General features: G+C 50.3%; 18 protein-coding genes and 1 tRNA gene. 6 read left to right on the top strand and 13 right to left on the bottom strand.

Annotated elements, in window-relative coordinates:
- Positions 1 to 4: 4 nt before the first annotated feature.
- Positions 5 to 1387, bottom strand: coding sequence for a PP2C family protein-serine/threonine phosphatase (locus TREBR_RS07380; RefSeq protein ID WP_013758567.1), 1383 nt, complete (start codon positions 1385 to 1387; stop codon positions 5 to 7).
- A 155-nt stretch (positions 1388 to 1542) separates the two neighbouring features.
- Here TREBR_RS07380 and TREBR_RS07385 point away from each other — a divergent pair, with 155 nt between their 5' ends.
- Positions 1543 to 3123 carry a TraB/GumN family protein gene (locus TREBR_RS07385; protein WP_013758568.1) on the top strand — a complete coding sequence of 527 codons (1581 nt, stop codon included), beginning with the start codon at positions 1543 to 1545 and terminating at the stop codon, positions 3121 to 3123.
- A gap of 224 nt (positions 3124 to 3347) precedes the next feature.
- Here the strand turns inward: TREBR_RS07385 and TREBR_RS07390 are convergent, their stop codons facing one another.
- From TREBR_RS07390 to TREBR_RS07425, 8 genes are all read right to left on the bottom strand, one after another.
- Entirely contained in the window at positions 3348 to 4358 is a 1011-nt protein-coding gene (locus TREBR_RS07390; RefSeq protein WP_013758569.1) for a GGGtGRT protein, read from the bottom strand.
- A 14-nt stretch (positions 4359 to 4372) separates the two neighbouring features.
- Positions 4373 to 5074, bottom strand: a complete 702-nt coding sequence (locus TREBR_RS07395; RefSeq protein ID WP_013758570.1) for an iron-sulfur cluster assembly scaffold protein — start codon at positions 5072 to 5074, stop codon at positions 4373 to 4375.
- A gap of 214 nt (positions 5075 to 5288) precedes the next feature.
- Positions 5289 to 6443, bottom strand: coding sequence for a glycosyltransferase (locus TREBR_RS07400; protein ID WP_013758571.1), 1155 nt, complete (start codon positions 6441 to 6443; stop codon positions 5289 to 5291).
- A 126-nt stretch (positions 6444 to 6569) separates the two neighbouring features.
- Positions 6570 to 7787, bottom strand: a complete 1218-nt coding sequence (locus TREBR_RS07405) for an AGE family epimerase/isomerase (RefSeq protein ID WP_013758572.1) — start codon at positions 7785 to 7787, stop codon at positions 6570 to 6572.
- 21 nt (positions 7788 to 7808) lie between these two features.
- Positions 7809 to 8732: a dihydrodipicolinate synthase family protein gene (locus TREBR_RS07410; RefSeq protein ID WP_013758573.1), complete on the bottom strand. Its 924-nt coding sequence runs from the start codon at positions 8730 to 8732 to the stop codon at positions 7809 to 7811.
- A gap of 5 nt (positions 8733 to 8737) precedes the next feature.
- Positions 8738 to 9586 (bottom strand): carbohydrate ABC transporter permease, encoded by an 849-nt coding sequence (locus TREBR_RS07415; RefSeq protein WP_013758574.1) that lies wholly within the window; start codon positions 9584 to 9586, stop codon positions 8738 to 8740.
- 55 nt (positions 9587 to 9641) lie between these two features.
- Positions 9642 to 10571, bottom strand: a complete 930-nt coding sequence (locus TREBR_RS07420) for a carbohydrate ABC transporter permease (RefSeq protein ID WP_013758575.1) — start codon at positions 10569 to 10571, stop codon at positions 9642 to 9644.
- Positions 10572 to 10683: 112 nt separating this feature from the next.
- Positions 10684 to 11997, bottom strand: a complete 1314-nt coding sequence (locus TREBR_RS07425; protein ID WP_013758576.1) for an ABC transporter substrate-binding protein — start codon at positions 11995 to 11997, stop codon at positions 10684 to 10686.
- 240 nt (positions 11998 to 12237) lie between these two features.
- On the opposite strand from TREBR_RS07425, the gene TREBR_RS07430 reads away from it, so the two are divergent.
- Complete coding sequence (locus TREBR_RS07430; protein ID WP_013758577.1) at positions 12238 to 12894, top strand: GntR family transcriptional regulator; 657 nt, start codon at positions 12238 to 12240, stop codon at positions 12892 to 12894.
- A gap of 69 nt (positions 12895 to 12963) precedes the next feature.
- Positions 12964 to 13045: transfer RNA gene (locus TREBR_RS07435), tRNA-Leu, on the top strand.
- 105 nt (positions 13046 to 13150) lie between these two features.
- Here TREBR_RS07435 and fusA read toward each other — a convergent pair.
- The 4 genes from fusA to TREBR_RS07455 all read right to left on the bottom strand — a co-directional run bounded on the left by fusA (position 13151) and on the right by TREBR_RS07455 (position 19409).
- Positions 13151 to 15196 carry an elongation factor G gene (gene fusA / locus TREBR_RS07440; RefSeq protein WP_013758578.1) on the bottom strand — a complete coding sequence of 682 codons (2046 nt, stop codon included), beginning with the start codon at positions 15194 to 15196 and terminating at the stop codon, positions 13151 to 13153.
- A 104-nt stretch (positions 15197 to 15300) separates the two neighbouring features.
- Positions 15301 to 15759 carry a GyrI-like domain-containing protein gene (locus TREBR_RS07445; protein WP_013758579.1) on the bottom strand — a complete coding sequence of 153 codons (459 nt, stop codon included), beginning with the start codon at positions 15757 to 15759 and terminating at the stop codon, positions 15301 to 15303.
- Between the two features lie 186 nt (positions 15760 to 15945).
- Complete coding sequence (locus tag TREBR_RS07450; RefSeq protein ID WP_013758580.1) at positions 15946 to 17667, bottom strand: ABC transporter ATP-binding protein; 1722 nt, start codon at positions 17665 to 17667, stop codon at positions 15946 to 15948.
- Positions 17664 to 19409: an ABC transporter ATP-binding protein gene (locus TREBR_RS07455; RefSeq protein WP_013758581.1), complete on the bottom strand. Its 1746-nt coding sequence runs from the start codon at positions 19407 to 19409 to the stop codon at positions 17664 to 17666. Before TREBR_RS07455 ends, TREBR_RS07450 begins: the two co-directional genes overlap by 4 nt.
- Positions 19410 to 19620: 211 nt before the next feature.
- On the opposite strand from TREBR_RS07455, the gene TREBR_RS07460 reads away from it, so the two are divergent.
- The 3 genes from TREBR_RS07460 to TREBR_RS07470 all read left to right on the top strand — a co-directional run bounded on the left by TREBR_RS07460 (position 19621) and on the right by TREBR_RS07470 (position 21833).
- Positions 19621 to 20610, top strand: coding sequence for an AraC family transcriptional regulator (locus TREBR_RS07460; RefSeq protein WP_013758582.1), 990 nt, complete (start codon positions 19621 to 19623; stop codon positions 20608 to 20610).
- Between the two features lie 86 nt (positions 20611 to 20696).
- Positions 20697 to 20915 (top strand): 30S ribosomal protein S21, encoded by a 219-nt coding sequence (gene rpsU / locus TREBR_RS07465; protein WP_013758583.1) that lies wholly within the window; start codon positions 20697 to 20699, stop codon positions 20913 to 20915.
- Complete coding sequence (locus TREBR_RS07470; RefSeq protein ID WP_013758584.1) at positions 20916 to 21833, top strand: phosphodiester glycosidase family protein; 918 nt, start codon at positions 20916 to 20918, stop codon at positions 21831 to 21833.
- The last annotated feature ends 22 nt before the right edge of the window (positions 21834 to 21855 follow it).

Here is a 21855-nt window from a genome sequence, read left to right on the forward strand (position 1 = left end):
CTTCTTACCCCTCAATTTTCGCAACAAGCATCGTAACGTCGTCGCGGAGTTTTTTATCTCCGTTATAAGACAGTACCAAATCCGCAATATCATTGGTAAAATGAGCCGCGGATTTGTACGCGCTGTTTTTTATGGTGTCGATGTACAGCTGCGTGTTGCCGAGTTCCACGCCGTCGTCGTCCATGACTTCGGATACACCGTCGGAAGCCATCAGAATCAGATCTCCGCGGAACAGCCGCTGTTCGGCAACTTCCACGTCGTCAAGATCGATAATACCGATCAGCGAACAATTGGAAGACAACGGTTTGATTTTGTAGCCGTCGGGCGCACGGGTAACCACGATGGGATCGGACATGGACGCATTGACGTATCGAATGGTCATTTTATCGGTATCGACGATACCCAAAAACAGAACCGTATATTTATCCTGCAGATGCATTCCCTTAATCGCGCGGTCGACAGCCCGCACCATACCGGCCAGATCTTCCTGATTTTCAACGATTTTGACCGTATTCATCACCAATCCCATAACGAGCGCCGCGGCGAGTCCTTTGCCGGACACGTCGCCCAGCATCAGCAGCGTTTTATGCTCGTCGATCGGAAGCACGGTGTAATAGTCGCCGGATACGTTGACCAGCGGCCGGAAATACGCCGCTATGTCGAGGTGCGGAATATCGGGCATAGTCTGCGGCAGAAACGATTTCTGCGTGTCGGCAAGCAGCGCCCATTCCTTCGACAATTCGGCGATTTCGCTCAATGACGAAATCGTTTCAGAGCGGGCTTGGAAACGGACGAATTCTTCGTACAGCATGTCGTACACGGCTTTATCGAACAGATGCGTGTATTTGCAGAATACGTAAAAATGATGCATACCGTTGATCAAAAAGAAACCGCGCGAAACGGAATAATCGGAAGTCAGCCCGAATTTATCGTCGATAAAATAGATGCCGTCCGTACGCAATTCCGCAAAGTTCAGATCGAGTTTGCGCATCGTTTCCGGCAGACAGGTAAGCCGGTCGGGACTGTTGTAAATGACGTAATTCTTGTCGCGGTCTACGTATAAAACGGAACAGTCGCCTTCCACTTCAAGAACCGCTCCAATGCATTCAAAAAAATCATCGAAAGAATAGCAGAAACGCAGCCGTTCGATAAACGTCGTCAGCAGCGCCGTTTCTTTCGTAAACAGCGACTTATGTTCAAAACGTGCGGCCATGGAACGGAACAGACTGTTTCCGGCCGCAAGCAGCACGGCAAAAACCGTTGCGGCGCAAATCATCGCAAACGGAACCGATATATCCGGCACGAAAAACACACACAACAGTATGAAAAGAACACAAATCACACAGTTTACCGCGAGTTGGCTCAAGCGCCGTTTGGTTTTAAGCATACATACTCCATAAGTGCGAAAACAGCACATACTTTAAAATCCTTTACAGTATATCACACTTATGCAAAAAATGATAGAAAAAAATGTTTGCTTTTTTCGCTAAACGACCGTATACTGACGTCAGAAAGCACCATTCGGACAAGGAAAATTCCGTCATGAAAACCGTTATACGAAAACTGCCGTTTCTGTTTTTTTTACTGTTGTTTTCCTGTCAAAGCTACAATGTAAAAAACATAACGGAAAACGTCGATTCCGTTCTTGCAAAATCTCCTTCAGGCATAGACAGTATCGTCGAATTGCTGAACGATTCCCGCATTCTGTTCATCGGAGCAGTCAGTCACGCTTTTTTAAACGATAAACTCTTTCTTAATGAAGAAAACGTTACGCGCTTATACGAGGCGGGTGTCAGATACGTACTGTGCGAAGGCGGCATACCCGACGGTCCCGTATACCGAGAAGCGGATTTAGCAAAAAAATGGATCGCGCTGTTTTATCCGTGGGAAACCGTCGGCGTCCAATACGGGGCAAAAGATTTGGGAGAAATCGTAAACGCCATAAACAGCCGGGTGAGCGAAACGGAACGGATAACGTTTGTCGGACTTGAATCGGGACGCCGTGAGTTTTTACAGGATGAAGAAACTGAAGCGTACGTGCTAAACTATCGCGACCGGTACATGGCGGATACGGCCGTAAAATTTATCGACGGGGCGCCGGAAGATACGAAGTTTCTCATTGTGGGCGGCGGTCTTCACGGGATGACCGTGCAGCAAGACGAAATGCAGTTCAATCCGAGTGAGCCGAGTTTTTCATGGAAGCCGCTGGGCGCATATCTTAAAGAAAGATATCACGACGATTTTAAATCCGTTTATTTTATTCCGCTGGATCACGCCATTGATTCAAGCACGTATTGGAGCCGTCTCATCGATTCGACTGTATGGAATGCCGAAAACTTTGCAACAAAAGACGTATCGTATCCGGATATAGCACGTCTTGATACGCAGATTCCCCTTTTCGTGCCCGACGCGTTTGACGGCTATCTCGTTGATAAATTCGGAGAATCCGGAATTCTGTATTCATATGCTTTAAACGATCCGGACATATTGGACGAAGTACTGCGTCAGCTGAAAAACGACGACGAATTCTTTTATCGTACGCAAAACGAATTCGACTATGCGGATCCTGAAACGGTTTTTACGTTGGAATCATATGTACGGAATATATACTTTTTGAAACTCTTCTACGGAGAAACGTTTGCATACGATTTCTTTAATCCGGAAACGACGCTTGCTGCCGCGCTGCAGAATCTTCCGCGGGAACCGCTTCCGCTCGGTCTTACGAAAGCGGAAATCAAAAAATACCTGACGCTGATGAAATATTTTTATTCGGTAACTGAAGCCGATTCTCCTCAAAACGCATCCGCGTTATTCAAAGAAAACAAGCGATACCTGAGCAGTGCGCAGGCGCTATTTCCCGCAGAACCGTGGATTCCGTATTGGTATGCAACTATGTATTATAAAATGGAAAATTATTCAGAGTCGCTGAAATATTATAACGATTTCTTTGAAAATCCGTTGTCGCAATCCACGCAAATTTATCCCGAGGCACTGAACAACGCGATCACGTGTGCAAAAAAAACGCGAAACGAAAATCTTGAACGATATTATACCGATATGCTCCGAGGTCTGCACAATGAACACGACATTGATGTTTCCGAAATTCAATTGTTTTTATACTAGGAGATTGCGACGAGGAGAAACGGCCGCACATAAGGCCCGGCTCCGAAACTGCGTAAAACGGTGACCGTCGTTCCGTTGAGTAACAGTCAAACACAAAACCCGGCTCCGAAACGGTATCGTTTCGGAGCCGGGCTTCGGTTTTAACTCGGATTCCGTAAAGAACCGCACCGCGCTTTCAAGCGGCCCCTTCCGGAGCCATTTTGAAAGCGCGGCTGCACCAACACTTATTTTGCGAGTGCCGTCGCAACGTCTACCGCGACGGCGACGGTGGCGCCGACCATCGGGTTGTTTCCGATACCGAGGAATCCCATCATTTCAACGTGAGCCGGAACGGACGAACTGCCCGCGAACTGCGCGTCGGAGTGCATACGTCCCATCGTGTCGGTCATACCGTAGGAAGCGGGACCCGCCGCCATGTTGTCCGGATGCAGCGTACGGCCCGTACCGCCGCCGGAAGCGACGGAGAAATACTTCTTGCCCTTTTCGTTGCATTCTTTTTTGTATGTACCGGCAACCGGGTGCTGGAAACGCGTGGGGTTTGTGGAGTTTCCGGTGATGGAAACGTCTACGCCTTCGTGCCACATGATCGCGACGCCTTCGCGGACGTCGTCGGCACCGTAGCATTTTACTTTCGCGCGAACGCCGGTCGAATACGGAATTTCCTTAACGATCTTGAGTTCTCCGGTATAGTAGTCGAACTGAGTCTGCACGTAGGTGAAACCGTTGATGCGGCTGATAATCTGAGCGGCGTCTTTTCCCAAACCGTTCAGAATGCAGCGCAGCGGCTCCTTACGCACTTTGTCCGCTTTCGCGGCGATTTTGATCGCACCTTCGGCAGCGGCGAACGATTCGTGTCCGGCAAGGAACGCGAAACATTTGGTTTCTTCGCGGAGCAGGCGCGCCGCGAGGTTTCCGTGACCGAGTCCTACTTTGCGGTCTTCGGCAACAGAACCGGGGATACAGAACGACTGCAGTCCGATACCGATGGCTTCCGCCGCGTCGGCAGCGTTTTTGCAGCCTTTTTTAATGGCGATCGCCGCGCCGACAACGTACGCCCATTTTGCGTTTTCAAAACAGATAGGCTGCGTTTCTTCAACGGTCTTATACGGATTGATACCCGCTTTATCGCAGATTTCTTTCGCTTCTTCAATGGAAGCGATTCCGTTTTCTTTTAACGCTTTGTTGATTTTATCAATACGGCGTTCGTAGCTTTCAAATGTAATTTTTTCTGCCATTTTGTCCTCCCGCCTTATTCTTTTCTCGGGTCGATCAGTTTGACGGCACCCTGTTCTTCCGTCGTGCGTCCGTACGCACCGCGGGCTTTTTCCATAGCGGTAGCCGGATCGTCGCCTTTCTTAATGAAATCCATCATTTTCCCGAAATGAATGAATTTATACCCGATGATCGCGCCTTCTTTATCGACGGCGACCTTTTCAACGTATCCTTCGGCCATTTCAAGATATCGCGGGCCTTTTTTCAGCGTCGCGAACATCGTTCCGACCTGGGAACGCAGTCCCTTGCCGAGGTCTTCCAACGAAGCGCCCACGACCAATCCGCCTTCGGAAAACGCGGACTGACTGCGGCCGTATACGATCTGCAAAAACAGCTCGCGCATGGCGGTGTTGATAGCGTCGCACACCAAATCCGTATTCAATGCTTCAAGAATCGTTTTGCCGATCAGGATTTCGGAAGCCATAGCCGCCGAATGCGTCATACCGGAGCAACCGATCGTTTCAACCAGCGCTTCCTGAATGATACCGTCTTTAATGTTCAAGGACAGTTTACACGCTCCCTGCTGAGGTGCGCACCAACCCACACCGTGCGTAAAACCGGAAATATCTTTGATTTCCTTTGCCTGTACCCATTTTCCTTCTTCCGGAATGGGAGCAGGTCCGTGATAAGCGGCCTTAGCCAGCGGACACATATGTTCCACTTCTGCCGAATAAACCATAGGTTTTCTCCTATTAAAATCGCCGGGCGAAACCCGCGCTGCAACACGAACGCGGATTGCAGCGCAAAAAGCAACGCTTTTCGGCTGCACGCAGCGTACCGGACACCGGCACGCCTCGCCTCCTCGTACAAACTGAATTATGAACCCCACGACCGGGTTTGCCGGTAGTATACCGCATTACGCATAAAGTTTCTAGCCGTTTTACGGTAAAATTTTACCGGAACGGATCCGAGCCGGATTCTTCGGCAACGTACGCGGCGGCGGCGCTCATGCGTTCCGCGTACCGATCCGGCGACAGCGAGTCAAGCCGCCGCCGGACGTCTCCGTAATACGCGGCGTCTTCCGTAACCTGCGCGATTTTATCGCAAATCGCGGCGGGTGTCCGAATAAACCAGCCGACACGGTTACGGACCGCGTAACGGACGTTTCCCAACTCCTGCCCGTGAATATACGAACAGATGATGAGCGGCTTTTTAGCGGCAAGCAGCTCGAACAGGCTGGAAGCCCCGGCTTTAGTCACCGCGCAGTCGCACAGCCGCACCAGATCGGACATAAACGGTACGAATCCGTACACGCGCAGTTTCGCTTCAGGATGCGCGGCCGCCAACGATTCGAGCGCCCGTTTAAGCCGTCCGTTGCGCCCGCACACGACCGCCAACGCCGCCCGTCCGCCGCGGCGCTGCCATTCGCGAACCAAAGCGAGCGAAAGCGGCAGTCCGCCCCCGCCGCCGGATATCAGGACGACCGGTGCGTCGGGCCGGAAGCCGTACCGTTCTTTTAACCGGGCGCTGTCCGCACGCGCGTAAAACGACGGATCGACAAAAAAAGGAAATTCCGCAATGCGGTGCGCCGCTATCCGGAGCCTGTCCAGCGCCGCCGCGCGCACTTCCGGCGACGACACGATGTAGCGGACGGCGTTTTCGGGATAAAACCAAATCGGATGGGGAGAAAACGGGTCCGTCACGACGGCGGTTACCGGAATCACCCGCCCGCTCCGTTTTACCGCTTTGAGCGCGCACGGGGTCAATATGAAGTGAAAGGAAACGATGTCGGTTATGTCGAGTTCACGGATTTTTTCTTCGATATGTCGGATTGCACCGGGAAAAAACGTTTTGAAACCGAACGACTGGAGGGAATGCAGTTTGAACGCGTCGTACGTTACCGAATAGGCACCGGGAAGCAGATCGCAGGCGGTTTCATACCCTTTTTCCCAAATACCTTTTGAAATATATTGGCCGGGAGCAAAACCGTGCAGCAGCGTTACCCGTGCGTCGGGATACCGTGCGATAACGGCGTCTTTCAGCACTTTCGCGGGAGAAATGTGTCCGCCGCCGGTATTCAAGTACAAAAACAGAAAATTGCGTTTCATATCCCGTCAGTATACCACACCGGCATACTAAAATGAAAGCCTGTACCCCGTTAACTGTTCCCCGTTTCGGAAAAGAACCGGCGCCGAACGTCCGGGAGCAAGTGGCAGCCCGGCACCGGAGAAACGTTACAGCGTTTTCAGTATCTGACCGATAAGACCGTCCGCCATGATAAGCGACCGGGGAACGTGGAACGGACCTTTGAACGTACTGCCTTTCGTAGACGGCATCGTCGGTTTCCCGTCGCGGCGCAGATAGCCGTACCATTCGCCGTATTCGGGATCGCAGAAATACGTTTTGCAGTATTCCATCGCTTTGTAAAACCAGTCCAGATACCGTTCGTTCCGCGTATCGCGGTACGCCATGAGACTGGCAATCAGCAGCTCGTTGTGCGGCCACCACAATTTCATATCGTGTTCGTACGCTTCGGGCGGTTTTCCCAGACAGTCGGTAAAATACAGCAAACCGCCGTATTCAGCGTCCCATCCGGCGTCGAGCGCCCAATTGAAGATATCTTCGGCGTTCCGGTGCAGTGCAGCGCCGTCGGTACCGCCAAGCATATTCGCGTATTCCATAAGAAACCAGCTGCATTCGATGTCGTGACCGGGGTTCACCACCCGGCCGGCGGTAACGTCTTTCCAGACTTCGCCGCCGGTACCGACCGTTTCGAGCGTACAGCGCAAGTCGGGTTTCATATGATACTGCACGATCAGGCGGGCGCATTCAGCCGAGTACGAATCGTATTCGGCCGCATTGTCCGGATCGACGCGGCGCAACACGCCGGTAATATTGAGAAAAATCATCGGATCCGCCAGCGACCGGCCGCTCCGCGTTTCGGGAATGACTTTCGGACCGAATCCGGCGGGATCCGTTATCAGGCCGTTGTTCAGCTGCCGGATCAAGTGATACGCGCGGCGTGCACGTTCAAGGTATTCGGCCTTGCCGGTAACGCCGTAATATTCGGCGTTCGCTATCGCGTAAAACCCTTCGCTGAAGCAATACCGCCGCTGACGCAGCGGACGACCGTCCGCGGTAACTTGGAAATACATCCGGTTGCCCGCGGCTCGGTTGACACAATACGATTCCATAAAATCAAGACAGCTTTCGGCCGCGTCCAGCCATTCCCGGCGCACACCGTACGTACTGCACAGATAGGAAAACAGCCACGCGCACCGTCCCTGCATCCACACGCTTTTATCAGTCGAATACACGGCTCCCGTGCGGTCGAGACAAGTGTACACGCCGCCGTGTTCGCGGTCCATCCCGTGCGTCAGCCAAAAGGCGACGCAAGAGTCGAGCTCGCTTTTTGCCCATTGCCGGGCTTGTTCTAAAGCTGCAGCATCCATACCGTAACTCCCCTGCCGCGCTCAGATGACGGCATATTTTGCAACCGCAGCGTCTATCATCGCGCGGCATTTTTCGACTTGCGCCGTATCCTGCGCTTCCAGCGGCGCGAGCGGTTTGCGGACACCGCCGCATTCGACGGATTCGCGCATACTCAGAATCTTTTTCATAACGGCGTACAAGTTACCGCGGCACGCACACATCGCGTAAATAATGCGGTCGGCCTCGTTCTGAATTTCGCGCGCGAGCGCGATGCGCCCCTCTCTGACCAGGCGGTCGATAGTCAGATACAGTTCCGGCATGACGCCGTACGTTCCGCCGATACCGCCGTCCGCACCGATGGCGAGACCGCTCACCAGCTGTTCGTCGGGACCGTTGAACACGACGTATCCGGCGCCGGCGGTGTCTTTAAACAATTGGATATCCTGCACCGGCATGGATGAGTTTTTGACTCCGACTACCCGGGGATTTTTCATCATTTCGCGCAGCAGCGGCAGCGTCAGCGACACGCCGGCCAACTGCGGAATATTGTAAATGATAAAATCGGTCCGCGGCGCAGCGGAAGAAATATCGTTCCAGTACCGGGCGATCGCGTATTCGGGCAAATGGAAATAGATGGGCGGAATCGCGGCGATCGCGTCGACGCCGAGCTGTTCGGCGTGCGCGGCCAATTCCATACTGTCCGCGGTATTATTGCACGCAACGTGCGCGATGACCGTCAGCTTGCCTTTCGCGACGGCCATGACGTTTTCAAGAACGGTTTTGCGTTCCGCCACACTCTGATAAATGCATTCCCCGGAGGAACCGCACACGTACAAACCTTTTACGCCTTTATTCAGCAAATGCTGCGTGAGCGCCCTCGTCCGTTCAGGACTGATACTGCCGTCATCTTCATAACAGGCATAAAACGCGGGAATGATTCCCTTGTATTTTTCTATAAAACGCATTTTGTTTACCCCTTTACGGCACCCATCGTTATTCCCTGGGTAAAGGATTTTTGAAACAGCAGAAAAATCGCGATCATCGGCACCGAAGCGAGCGTCGCACCCGCCATCAGCAGACCGTAATTTGAAGAAAATTCGTTCAGCTGCAACGTGGCAAGCCCGAGCGGCAGCGTCATGTTGTTGCGGCTGTTCAAGAAAATCAACTGTGAAAAATAATCGTTCCACGACTGAATGAACGTGAAAATGGCGAGCGCCGCGATTCCCGGTTTTACCAGCGGAGCGACGATCCGCGTAAACGTTTTAAACTCGCCGTATCCGTCCATTCGGGCAGCTTCAAGCAGTTCGGTCGGCAGCGTCTGAGTAAACTGCTTCATCAGGAAGATACCGAACGGCCAGCCGACGGCGGGCAGAATACACGCGATCAGCGTATCCGAAAATCCCCAGGACGCGACGAGCTGCACCAACGGGATCAGAATGACCTGCTTGGGCAGACACATAGCCGCGATAAACATCCAGAAGATCTGCTTGCAGCCGATAAAGTGCTTTTTCGCCAGCACGTATCCGGCAAGCGATGAAGAAACGCACACCAGCAGCATCGTACATATCGATATCACGAAACTGTTCGCCAGCCAGCGGGCGGCGGGCTGTTTGAACAGCAGCGTCCAGTTTTCAAACGTCGGCTGCAGCGGAAAGAATTCCGGCGGAACCTGAACGGCAACGTACTGCAGTTTCAGCGATCCGGTTACAATCCAGTAAAACGGAAAAATGAAAAATACGGTCAAAAAGCCGAGCACGATATACACCAGTGCCGTAGTCAGTTTATTTTGTCCGCTTCTCCGTACGGCAGAAACACTCATAGCAACTCCTTTAAAAAATCAGGCACGAACCCGGCGGAAACGCCGGCATCGGCGCCTAGTATTCAACATCCTGACCGAAAAACTTATACTGTATCACGGAAATCAGCACGATACACACGCCGAGCACCACGCCCATTGCGGACGAATACCCGAACTGCCGCAAAATGAACGAACGCTCGTACACCAAATACATAATCGTCGACGTCGCGTAATTCGGCCCGCCGGCGGTCAGCAGCTGAATCAGTGAAAAACACTGGAATGAATTTATCGTTGAAATGATGATGATGTACAACGTGGTCGGCAGCAGCGACGGCCATTTGATTTTCGTAAAAACCTGCCACGAACTGGCTCCGTCTATTTCCGCCGCTTCAATGTAGCTTTCCGGAATGTTTCCCAGAGCGGCAACGTATAAAACGATCGGCTGTCCGATAGACGTAGTCAGAAGAACCGCGATAATCGCTCCCAGCGAATACCGGGCGTCGCCGAGCCATGAAATCGGCTCTGCAATCAGCCCCGCGGCTTCCAGCAGATAATTTAAAATTCCGTACAGCGGATGATAAATCCATCCCCACACGACGGTAATACTGACTATGGAAGATACGGCCGGCAAATAAAATACGCCGCGGAAAAACGAACGTACGGACGCCGGTTTCTGATAAATCGCCGTGGAAATGAACAGCGACAATAAAATGATGAGCGGAACCGCTCCTACGACCAGCAGGAACGTATTCAGAAGCGATTTGAGAAATATTTCGTCTCCGAACAGTCTGATGTAATTTCCCAAACCGACGAATTCGAATTTACGCAGAGAATAATCATACAGGCTGACGTACACGCCGCGAATCATGGGGACCAGCACGAACGTTACGAAAAAAAGCAGCGCCGGAAGCAAAAAAATATATGCAGTTTTCGTTTCGCGGATCAGATTCCGACGCGAATTGGCAACATACGGTTTTACCGTTTTCTGCATATCCAAGGTTTTCATTGTATCCTCCTACCGGGACGGCGGCTCCGCGAAAAGGCGGAAAACAAGCAGTCCTATAAAGAACCGGAACGGAAATAGCCCGTTCCGGTTCACAAAATACGTATCGTTTCTGCTATTTCAGCGTTGCGTTCGCACGGGAAGCGAACGTGTTGAGCGCGTTTTTAACGTTGCCGCCGTTGATCGTATCCTGCAGCATCGGGAACCAATACGTTCTCATTTCAGTAAAACCGTTGATCGTGTTGTAATACGGACCGAAGAATTTACTGGCACCGGCATTCCATTCAAGTTCCGAATCGCCGTTCGTTGCGACATGAATGCGTGAACTGCACGCAAACGTACCGGTTGCATCGATCACTTTCGGCGACCATTCGGCATCCTGCGCCATGAAAGTAACGAACCGTTTCGCCGCTTCTATGCGGGCCGGATCACCGTTGTCGAACACGCACGGTCCGCCGATAAGGTATTCGAGTTTTGCTTTCGCGTCGCACGGATACGGCATGTAAATAACGTCGAACGGTTTTCCGTTGTAATTCAGTTTGGTCGCGTTCGTCTTGTGCAGACCGACTGAATACAAAATGGTGTGAGCGGCTTTACCGGCAACGAACATGTCGATCGCATCGGAAGACGCCAGAGCGGAACCGTTCATCAGCAGCTTCGATTTACAGGCGCGAACGACCCATTCCATATTTTTGACCGCACGGTCGTCGTTGAACACGTATTGGGTAAAATTGTCGTTAAGCAGATCGGCACCGTACAGGTTGACCATAAACGCGCGGGTACCCTGATCGCCGGCCTGCGATTTTGCAAAGAAAACACCCGGCGTGCTGCCTGCGGGCAGCTTGTCGCGGAGCGCGGTCAGCAGTTTTTCATATTCGGCAACGGTCCAGGAGCGGTCGCCTCTGGTATACGGCAGCAGATCGAGCAGTCCGAGTTCCTGCAGCATCGTTTTGTTGAACGCCATAACGAACGGAGCGGTATTCACCGGATACATATATATTTTTCCGTCCGCACCGGTGGAACCGTTGATAAGTCCCGATTCGATCGTTGCTTTTACCGGATTCACGATATCATCGAGCGGTGCGAGTACGCCCAAATTTCCCCACGCGATGATACGGCCGGGTGCATCGTAGACGACGTCGGGAGCGGTATTCGAGGCAAGCGCCGTTTCGATTTTCGCAGGACCGTCGTTAAAATTGATCATTTCAAGATTTACTTTGATGTCAGGGTTCTTCGCTTCAAAAGCCTTGATCAATTCCCGGTCAAAATTACCGGCAATACCCGTTGCATCGTTGAAATTCGGGAAATCCCAGAACGTAATTTCCGTAATTCCCGATTTTGAACCGCCTGCAGCCTTGTCCTTACCGCCCGCTGCAAACAGCGCCAGGCAGCATAACAGTACTGCAATTCCGGCACAAATTTTTTTCATAATATCCTCCTTGTTTTATCGAAAAACCGATAAAACGACTATACTTGTATACTAGTTTACAAATTCAAACTTGTCAACAATTATTTTTATATTTCTTATTTGATTATTTTATATTATTTTAATAAAGTTATTTCACAGGACAAACTAAAACAGAGATACCACTTTACCTAAAAAATAAAAAATACGAATAACAAGTATACAACATTGACAAAAACTCCAAAAATACTGTAAATTTACCGTATGACTAAACAAGAACCATCACCGCACGAAGCGATCTACACCGACATACAGCAGCGTATCCGTTCCGGTACGTACGCACCCGGTGAAAAACTGTCGGAAACGCGGCTTGCGGAAGAGTTCAACTGTTCCCGCATGCCGGTACGAGAAGCGTTCAAACATCTTGAACAGGACGGACTGGTTTCCATACAGCCGAAATCGGGCACGTACGTCCGCACGTATACGGCCGACGAAATCAGAAATGCAATCGAAATCAGAGCCTACCTTGAAGCGCTCGCGTTTTCCCTGCTTATCGAGCGCGACAGCGATATTTCGCCGATACGGCAGTATCTCGACAATATGGAAACGTATATGCAGCAGGAGCCGTTCGACCTCGCTGCGTTCGGCGAAAATCACTACCTTTTTCACCGGGAATTGGTTATCCAGTCGGGGAATCCCCTGCTCGTCGAGTTATACGATAAACTGCACCTGAACGCAGTCCACAAAATGTTTTTCAGCCCGATGAACAAACGGGATATGGCGATAACGCATTCGGAACACAAAAAAATCGTTACTTATATACAAGAACATAATCCGAAAGGAGAAAAATTCATCATTCTGCATTTATGGAACCGAAAACGGAACATGCTGCTCCAATTTGCCGCCCGGCAGGAAATCTGACCCAAACGGAAAAAACGGCCTGCAGCTGCTTGACACGTATATCGGTTTTTGATATGATGGGCAACACATGCGGCGGTGGTGGAATTGGTAGACACGCCAGCTTGAGGTGCTGGTGGCGCGAGCTGTGCCTGTTCAAGTCAGGTTCGCCGCAGAGACTGTTCAAGAAATTGAACAGTCTTTTTTTTTGTTTCGGCACGGAATATGAAAAAGCCCGCAGATCGAAACGATGTGCGGGCCGTTTTCCGTTTGCATCTTTTCAGTACGAATTACCCAATCCGCCCGGTTTGACTTGAAAATGACTGAATTCCATTCCGAACGACGCGCGTCCCTGAGTTGCCGAACGTAAATTGGTGGAAAAACCGAACATCTTCGCCATCGGCGCCTGCGCGTGCACGATGTCTCCGCCCGTCTTTGATTCCATGCTGCAAATGATGCCGCCGCGCTGGGTCATTTGACTCATCGCGTCGCCCACGAATTCTTTGGGGCACACGATGTCCACGTTCATAACCGGTTCCAGCAATTCCGGGGAAGCCTTTTCACACGCCGCGTCGAACGCGGCAACCGCGCACGCCTCGAACGCGAACGGCGTCGACGTCAGTTCGTTGTACGAAAGCGCCGTTACCGTTACCGCAATATCCGTACAAGGATAGCCGTATTTGATACCCGAACCGAACGAATTGGTGATGCCGCGCTGAACGGCGTCCAAAATATCTTCCGGTACGGCGTTCTTTTTGACCGTGCAGGCGTACGAATTGCCGCTGCCGGTTGCACGCGGCTCCACGTGCAGCGTGACGCCGGCCGTGTTTTCCTTTCCGCCCAAAATGCGCGAATACGTTTCCGTGTGATCCGCGGAAGCGGTAACCGATTCACGGTACGTAACCTGCGGAGAGCCGACGCGCGCTTCAACTTTAAAATCTTCCAGCATTCGGGTTACCAGTACGTCCAGATGCAGTTCTCCCATACCGGAGATGATCAGCTGACCGGTTTCCGCATCCTCGCGCGACGTAAACGTCGGATCTTCTTTTGAAAGGATTTCAAGCGTGTCTTTGAGCTTGTCCCGATCGGAAAGCGTCGCCGGTTCAATGGCGACGGAAATGACCGGTTCGGGAAAATGCATGTTTTCCAGCAAGACGGGCATACCTTCGCTGCCGAGCGTGTCGCCGGTTTGGGCAAGCTTCAGTCCGATAAAAACGGCGATATCGCCTGCGGACACACTGTCCATCGGTTCGCTTTTATTCGAGTGCATCCGCAGAATGCGGTTCACGCGCTCCCGCTTTTTTTTGCCCACGTTGAAAATCTGTTCGCCGGCTTTTATTCTGCCCGAATACATGCGCACGTAACACAAGCTGCCCGCTTCTCGGTCGTACTGGATCTTGAATACCAGACCGAGCGGCATACCGTCCGGTTTGCACGGAATTTCGATATTTTCTTCTTTTTTAACGTGAAACGCGTGAGCCGGCGGCACTTCGTCGGGAGCCGGCAAGTAATCGACTATCGCGTCGATCAGCGGCTGCACGCCGGTATTGCGGCGCGACGCCCCGCACAAAAACGGCACGAACGAACGCTCGATCGTACCTTTGCGAATTTCCCCGACCAGCGTTTCAACGGGAATGTCTTCTCCCATCAAAAACAATTCGGCAATTTCATCATTATGAGAAGCCACTTCGTCGATCAGTTTTTCACGCCACTGCCGGGCAATCTCCAGTCGGGAATCGTCTATATCGGACACGGTCATCCGCTCGCCTTCTGATTCGGAATCCCACCGGATTTCTTTCATCCGCAGCAGATCGATTACGCCTTCAAAATCGTTTCCGGCGCCGATCGGTATTTGCAGCGCCAGCGTCGCCGCGCCGAATTTTTCGTGTACGTCGTTCATTGCGGCAAAAAAATCGGCCCCGGTGCGATCCATTTTATTCACGAAACAAATGCGCGGCACTTTGTATTCGTCGGCCTGATTCCAAACGGTTTCCGTCTGCGGCTGCACGCCGCCGACCGCACAGATAACGGCGACGGCCCCGTCGAGAACACGCAGCGAACGTTCCACTTCAGCGGTAAAATCGACGTGGCCCGGCGTGTCGATAATGTTTATCTGGCAGTCGCGCCAATACGTCGTCGTTGCGGCGGACTGGATGGTGATTCCGCGTTCCTGCTCCTGAGTCATCCAGTCCATCGTCGCGGCTCCGTCGTCTATTTCGCCGATGCGGTGAATTTTTCCGGTATAATAGAGAATGCGCTCCGTCGTCGTGGTTTTACCCGCGTCGATATGCGCCATAATTCCGATATTTCGCATTTTATCTAACATAATACGTTATGATAAATGAAATTCAATACTTCTACAAGTAGGCGGAAAACGCCGCCGAACGTACACCGGAACGCACGAGGAAGCGGATACGCGGCGGCGAGTTCTTATCGTTTCAGACCGATATACATATGAATTTCGGCGTGTTCCATGTCGTCGTTCCGGTATTCTTCAAAATCGCATACGAACGAACGGGGCAAATCCATCCGCCATAATTTCTGCCAAAATTCGGCGACGGCAGTGTGCATGGGACCTTTTACGATAAATTTTGCATACGGTCCGGAGGGAATCTTTTTCACGGTAACACCGGCAGGCATATCCGTAACGTCGGAAACCGCACACGCAGTCAGTACCGTATAATCGTCGCGTTCGGTTCCGGCGTAATCGGTATAAATACCCAGCGCGAAATCGTTCACTTTGTGCGGAATGGCAGCATACACGCCCGCTCCGTAAAAACGCTCCCATAAACCGCCGATTACCGCTCCCATGTCGGAAGCGGCGTTATTCGTGCGCCCCGCCAGTCCCGCGGCAAGGGAATCCTGCAACCGTACAACTTCATAATCCATAACAGCAACCTCTTTTGCATTGTGATACTCCCAGCATACCGCAGGAAACATGACAGAAGTATGTCATGTTCAATAAAAAAACGAATGTTTATCAGGCTCCGATCATTCCGATTTCCATCATGACTGCAGCCGTTTTCATCTTACCTTCCGCCCGTACGATCATGTCCGTACATATCCTTTTTTCCGCTAGTATTTAAACGCTTCCGCCAGCTTCGCCTTTTCCACCAAATTACGGTAAGTTTTTGACGAAGACATCAATTCCGCGTGTTTTCCGACCGCTTCCGCTTTTCCGTCAGCGATAACGACGATCTTGTCCACGTTTTCGACGGATTTCAGTCTGTGAGAAATGATAACGACGGTTTTGTTTTTGGTTAACTCATTCAAACTTTCTTGTATTTTTTTCTCGTTGTCCACGTCCAAAGAGGCGGCGATTTCATCCAAAAGGATGATGGGCGCGTTTTTCAGAAAGGCTCTGGCGATAGACAGTCTTTGCCGCTCGCCGCCGGATAGCGTCGCACCGTTTTCACCGATTACCGTATCGTATCCGTTCGGCAATCCCGCAATGAATTCTTCACAGTTTGCCAGACGGGCCGCCGCTTTGACTTCCGCATCCGTCGCCGTTTTGTTTCCTATACGGATGTTTTCCAATACGGTCGTGTTGAACAGTATCACGTCCTGAAAAACGACGGATGTTTTTGCAAACAGCGATTCTGCGGAAATTTCCTTGATGTCCACACCGCCGATTTTTATCGTTCCATGCTCGTAATCGTACAGTCTGGAAATCAAACGGAGAATGCTGGTCTTGCCGCAGCCGGACGCTCCTACCAAAGCGGTTACCTCGTTTTGGTTTGCGGTAAAGCTGATGTTTTCGAGAACCGCAGTATCTTTGCGGTAAGAAAAAGAGACGTTTTCAAGTTCTATATCGTAAGACGTCAGCTCCGTATCCCGGCCTTTTTGCGTTTCCGTACGTTTCATTTCCTTGATGCGATTGATCATCGAATCGATATAATAGAGTTCCGCAATATTCTGACTGACGCCGTCCACCGCTTCTTTTATTTTCATCGATACTAAAATATAGCCGATAAGATATACGATGTTTATTTCACCTTTCAAAAAGAGCCCCGTACCGACCAGAAGAACGACGGCGAAAGCGATTTGAACGATAAGTCCCGACGAAAGCAGCGGAACGGCGGCCGTAAGCTCCGCTTTTAAATGGATTTTCTCACTTGCTTCCATTTTTTCATACAACGCGCGCTTGGTCTTTTCCGTAAGGTTAAAGCTTTTTATTTCCTGTTGCAGCTCGATCGCTTCTTGGAAACTGTCGGAATTATCCCTCAACGTCTCGTAATACGTACCGTTTTCTTTCAGCTGGATTTTTTTGGACCACACGATCAGCAAAAAACCGACGACAATCGGCAAAACGACCGCCAGCCCCAGCTTCAGATTTCCTTTCAGCAAAAGAACGGATACGAGCGGAAAAAACAGGAAAAACCCGACTGCTTTCGCCATCGCGTGACTCATGGCGTGTTCAATCGCGGCGACGTCTGCCATAATCGTCTGAGACAGATCGGACAGATTATGCGTTGAAAAATATGAAAGCGGCAGATTACGCAAAGTATCCGCAATATCCAGCCGTAAATTGGCGCTTTCCCTATAAGTCGAATTATAAAGGGTATTATACTCCACCCGAAGCAGAATATACATGACGACGAGTATCGCCGCGGAAAAACTCACGTAAAAAACGGTATTTTTCAGATTTCCCGATACGAGCCCGTCGAACACGAACATCAGCAGTATCGCCGGAAACATATTGACGATATATACGGAAAACGATGAAAAACTCGCTTTTACCAAATCGCCGGCGCCTTTATCCGTCAGCGCGAAATATCTTTTAAATAAATTTTTCATACACGCACCCTCCAATTATTCGCTTTTGCATACAGATTTTGAAAATAGGCATATTTTCCGCCTTTTTCCAGCAAGGCGGCGTCGCTGCCCCGTTCGATAATTTGACCTTTCTCCATTACCAGCACTTCGTCGACTGCCCTGATACTGCTGAGTCTATGCGCGATCATGATAACGGTTTTGCCTTTGATAAGGTTTTTGAACGCTTTTTGCAATTCGTGTTCGTTTTCAGGATCAACGGCCGCACTCGCCTCGTCCATGATGATAATACCGGCATTTTTCAAAATGGCGCGTGCAATGGCAATCCGCTGCTTTTCTCCGCCGGATAAAAACACGCCTTTAGAACCGATCACGGTTTGCTCCCGCAGCGGAAATTTTTGAAGCACGTCGTCGCAGCCTGCAAGCCGGAGCGCTTCAAACACGCGTTCCGGCGCTGCCTGAGGATCCGCAATCCGCACGTTTTCAAAAATACTCGTTTTAAACAGCCTGCTTTCCTGAAACACGAACGCGATGTGTTTTGCAACCGCGTCCCGGCTATAGCTCGCAAGCGGTTTTCCGCCGATCTTTATATCCCCGCCGTTAATTTTGTAAAACCCGGATATCAATTTTACGATCGTCGATTTTCCGCTTCCCGAAGCACCCACCAGTGCGTAACTCCTGCCTGCCGAAAGTTTGAAACTCAAATCGTTCAAAATCATTTCATCGCCGTATCCGAACCGGACGCGGTCAAACTCTATATCATAGTTTTCAAACCGTTCCTGAGTTCCGAACTGCAGCGTATCTTTTTGCATGTCCGCAAAAACGTGCTCCAGTTTTTCCACTGCCGAAGTTCCCATATAGGCGTACATGGACACGTACATGATTTTCATAAAACTGCTGAACAATACGCCGCTCAAAAATAAAACCATGATCAAATCCACTGCCAGCGCAAGAGGATTCGCGTAAACATCCATAAATGAAACCGCAAACGGTATCAGAACGGCGACGGCCCCCAGAAAAACGAGCTGAAATCGGACGTACGGTTTTTTGCAGCTCAGAGAATAATCAAGCGCGTATTTCGAGTAATCCGTAATAGCTTTGTGCAGCGCTTTGAACGAACTGACGTTGGCTCCGAAAATCTTAACGACTTGCATTCCGCGGATATACTCGACGGTTTCACTGTTCATCTTTTCCAGCGCCGCTTGATAAATTGCCATAAAGCTTTTATCTCCCGACATCAGCGTGATCTGACCCGCACCGAAAACGGTAAACAAAACCAACGCGATTCCGACTTTCACATCGACTGTAAAACCGACGGCAAGCACCAAGACGGGCGTAAGCACGGCACCGGCGTTGTCCGGTATAAGATGCGCGACGATGCTATGAGTCTGCGCCGCGTTGTCGTCGATCAGCTGTCGGGTCCGTCCGGATGAATTTAAATCGAAGAATTTGAAACCGGCGCTCATAAGCCCGTCGATTCCCTTCTTCCTCAGATTCGTTTCCAACCGGAATCCGAGAATATGCGTCAGCAGCACCGAAACCATATACACGACGGATCCGGCTGCCAAAAGCCCCGTGATTAAAACGGCGAATGAAAACGCGCGTTCGGTTTCATGCAGAACGATAAGTCTTTCCAAAAACTCGTACATATAATAATACGCCGCCACCGTTATCACCGCGGAAACGGCGGCAAGTACGATCGCCAGATATGCCAGCCACTTTTCTTTCGGCACATAATACAGTAATTTTTTATAAACCCGTACCATAAAACACCTCCTAAATATTATCCCGTTTAGACACACCTATTGATGCTAAAAAAATAATTTACAAACACGTGTATCATATTCTGCGTATAATCATATTCATTAAATAAATTAATTAAAATAATTGTATCATCTGGCAAAATGAGATACAATAGAATACGGATAAATATGTCTGATCGCATTATTGTCTAATCATGATATCGGGAGGTTCACAATGAAGTCGTTTCAAGATTTTCTGGAAGAAACGGGATGGAAATCCTGTCCGAACTGCAGCAAGTATTGTCAAGTCGGTAAAACCGTCTGTATCCGCAGTGAAGATTTTGACGGATTGTACTGGTATTACGAAACCGATCAATTCATCATCGACATTCACGATTTTTTTATAAAAAAAGAAAAAATGATCAATTCGTTTCCCGACATGAGCCGATTTCTGTTGTTCAGTACGTCGTATATCAAGTCGGCAAACGGTGAAAGCTTTAATCCGTATCAAACGTTGACGGCAAACACCGTGTTTGTTACGAACGCGGGAAAAACGAAATGCCGATTACTCCTGCACGCCAATTTTCCCTATTTGAGCGTGGGCGTTAATTTCAAGGAAAACATGATCAAAGAATATATTTCCTGCCATCTCGGCACACCGCCCGCCACCGTTTCGGACGTATTCTTCGATACCCGGGAACTGGTAACGAAGCCGATGGAAAAACTGGCAAACGCCGTTTTGAACTGCAATATGAGCGCACCGGCTGCACGGATATTTTTTGAAGCAAAAGCGAAAGAATGGCTGAGCATTACGCTCAACGCCTATTTGAATAAAGCGAAAACGAAAAAAATATTTGAATCCGACGAACGGAATATCGAAAACGTCGCAAATTATATCAACGACCATTACGCTTTGGATATTTCCCAAGAAATATTGGAAAAAATCGCCCTGATGAGCGGTACGAAATTGAAAAACGTATTTAAGCAAAAATATCAGATGAGCATTACGGAATACTCACAGCGGAAAAGAATGAATATTGCGGAAACCTTACTGGCAACTACAGAACTCGAAATACGGGACGTTGCGAAATCGGTCGGATACACGTCTCACAGCAGATTCACCACGCTCTTTAAAAAATATAAAGGCATATATCCGCGGGAAGTCAAAAAACGCGGACCCCAAAACGACGGAAACAACGTATGCGTGTGTATGTGCGCCGGATAAATCCGATTCCGCATTGACACGAACGGCAAAAATATGACATACTATACGGACTACGGCGGTTCTATCCGAAGGGAGGTGATTACATTATGGCTCATATTCTCGTCGACGACTCAGAGAATCTTGAAAAAGCAATCAAACGCTTCAAACGTATGGTTGAAAAAGAAGGCATTATCCGCGAATACAAAAAGCGTGAATATTACGAAAAACCTTCCACCATCAAGAACCGTAAGAATAAAACGCTGCAGCGCAAACTGATGAAAAAAAACCGGAAATCGGCATCTTCGTCAAGCAAGGGTTCTTACTAAATGTTACGGCATTTCAAAAAAGGAAGCGGAAGCTTCCTTTTTTTATGCGCGGCAGCCGCTGTAATCGCAGTACTGGGCGCCTGCAGTTCGCAGCCGGAGTTTTCCGGTACCGGAACGGACGGTCGGTTCGTACGGGAATACGTCCGAAACGGCATTATACCGGAAATCTGGGAATGGCAGAGTGTGCAAAGCGGCGTCGACTACGCGTATTTCCGCAACGACAGCCTTCCCGTCCGCTGGCATTTAGTCCGAATCGATCTCCGCACGCCGGGATTGGAACTCGTCAGCTATCCGCACGAACGGCATTTTTCACAAAACGGTACGTTTGCAGGGCAAACCGTTCAGCAATTCGCAGCCGATACGGACGCGCTTGTCGCAGTCAACGCGACGCCGTTCTCTTATGCTCCCACGCGCTTCGGATCCCGCCGGAAACTGACCGGTCTTTATGCGGTCGAGGGCGTCCAGCTTTCCGAGCCGATAGAAAAATACGCAGCGCTCCTATTCATCCGAACCGAAGGCCGCCTGGAAGCGTGCGTACTGCCGCATCAAACGGAAACGCTGCCCGAACGGACAGAATATGCGTTCGGCGGATTTTTTGCAATTCTTTCAGACTCCCGGATCCGGGAATTTGCCTATCATTCGCTTGATTCGCGGACGGCGGCGGGCGTCTCCGCGGATAAATCCGTGCTGTACCTGCTTTGCGTCGAAGGCGAACGGAAACGTTCCAGCAAAGGACTGACGTACGAAGAGTGCGCGTATCTGCTTCGCGCGGCTGGTGCCGCCGACGCGATGCAGCTGGACGGCGGCGGATCCGCCGCTATCGCGATTTCGGGCATAAAAACGATGAGTTATCCGGTAAAACGACATTCCGCAAATATTTTCGGCTTTAAGGTCACTTTTCCGCAGAATTCAGATTGACCAATCAATCATTATTAATTAT

The sequence above is a fragment of the Treponema brennaborense DSM 12168 genome (assembly GCF_000212415.1).
Classification (GTDB): domain Bacteria; phylum Spirochaetota; class Spirochaetia; order Treponematales; family Treponemataceae; genus Treponema_F; species Treponema_F brennaborense.

Coding starts and splice junctions, on each gene's coding strand:
- TREBR_RS07380 (WP_013758567.1), bottom strand. CDS start 1,387: ATGCTTAAAACCAAACGGCGCTTGAGCCAACTCGCGGTAAACTGTGTG.
- TREBR_RS07420 (WP_013758575.1), bottom strand. CDS start 10,571: ATGAAAACCTTGGATATGCAGAAAACGGTAAAACCGTATGTTGCCAAT.
- TREBR_RS07395 (WP_013758570.1), bottom strand. CDS start 5,074: ATGGTTTATTCGGCAGAAGTGGAACATATGTGTCCGCTGGCTAAGGCC.
- TREBR_RS07410 (WP_013758573.1), bottom strand. CDS start 8,732: ATGCGTTTTATAGAAAAATACAAGGGAATCATTCCCGCGTTTTATGCC.
- TREBR_RS07400 (WP_013758571.1), bottom strand. CDS start 6,443: ATGAAACGCAATTTTCTGTTTTTGTACTTGAATACCGGCGGCGGACAC.
- TREBR_RS07405 (WP_013758572.1), bottom strand. CDS start 7,787: ATGGATGCTGCAGCTTTAGAACAAGCCCGGCAATGGGCAAAAAGCGAG.
- fusA (WP_013758578.1), bottom strand. CDS start 15,196: ATGTTAGATAAAATGCGAAATATCGGAATTATGGCGCATATCGACGCG.
- TREBR_RS07390 (WP_013758569.1), bottom strand. CDS start 4,358: ATGGCAGAAAAAATTACATTTGAAAGCTACGAACGCCGTATTGATAAA.
- TREBR_RS07385 (WP_013758568.1), top strand. CDS start 1,543: ATGAAAACCGTTATACGAAAACTGCCGTTTCTGTTTTTTTTACTGTTG.
- TREBR_RS07460 (WP_013758582.1), top strand. CDS start 19,621: ATGAAGTCGTTTCAAGATTTTCTGGAAGAAACGGGATGGAAATCCTGT.
- TREBR_RS07455 (WP_013758581.1), bottom strand. CDS start 19,409: ATGGTACGGGTTTATAAAAAATTACTGTATTATGTGCCGAAAGAAAAG.
- TREBR_RS07445 (WP_013758579.1), bottom strand. CDS start 15,759: ATGGATTATGAAGTTGTACGGTTGCAGGATTCCCTTGCCGCGGGACTG.
- TREBR_RS07415 (WP_013758574.1), bottom strand. CDS start 9,586: ATGAGTGTTTCTGCCGTACGGAGAAGCGGACAAAATAAACTGACTACG.
- rpsU (WP_013758583.1), top strand. CDS start 20,697: ATGGCTCATATTCTCGTCGACGACTCAGAGAATCTTGAAAAAGCAATC.
- TREBR_RS07470 (WP_013758584.1), top strand. CDS start 20,916: ATGTTACGGCATTTCAAAAAAGGAAGCGGAAGCTTCCTTTTTTTATGC.
- TREBR_RS07425 (WP_013758576.1), bottom strand. CDS start 11,997: ATGAAAAAAATTTGTGCCGGAATTGCAGTACTGTTATGCTGCCTGGCG.
- TREBR_RS07450 (WP_013758580.1), bottom strand. CDS start 17,667: ATGAAAAATTTATTTAAAAGATATTTCGCGCTGACGGATAAAGGCGCC.
- TREBR_RS07430 (WP_013758577.1), top strand. CDS start 12,238: ATGACTAAACAAGAACCATCACCGCACGAAGCGATCTACACCGACATA.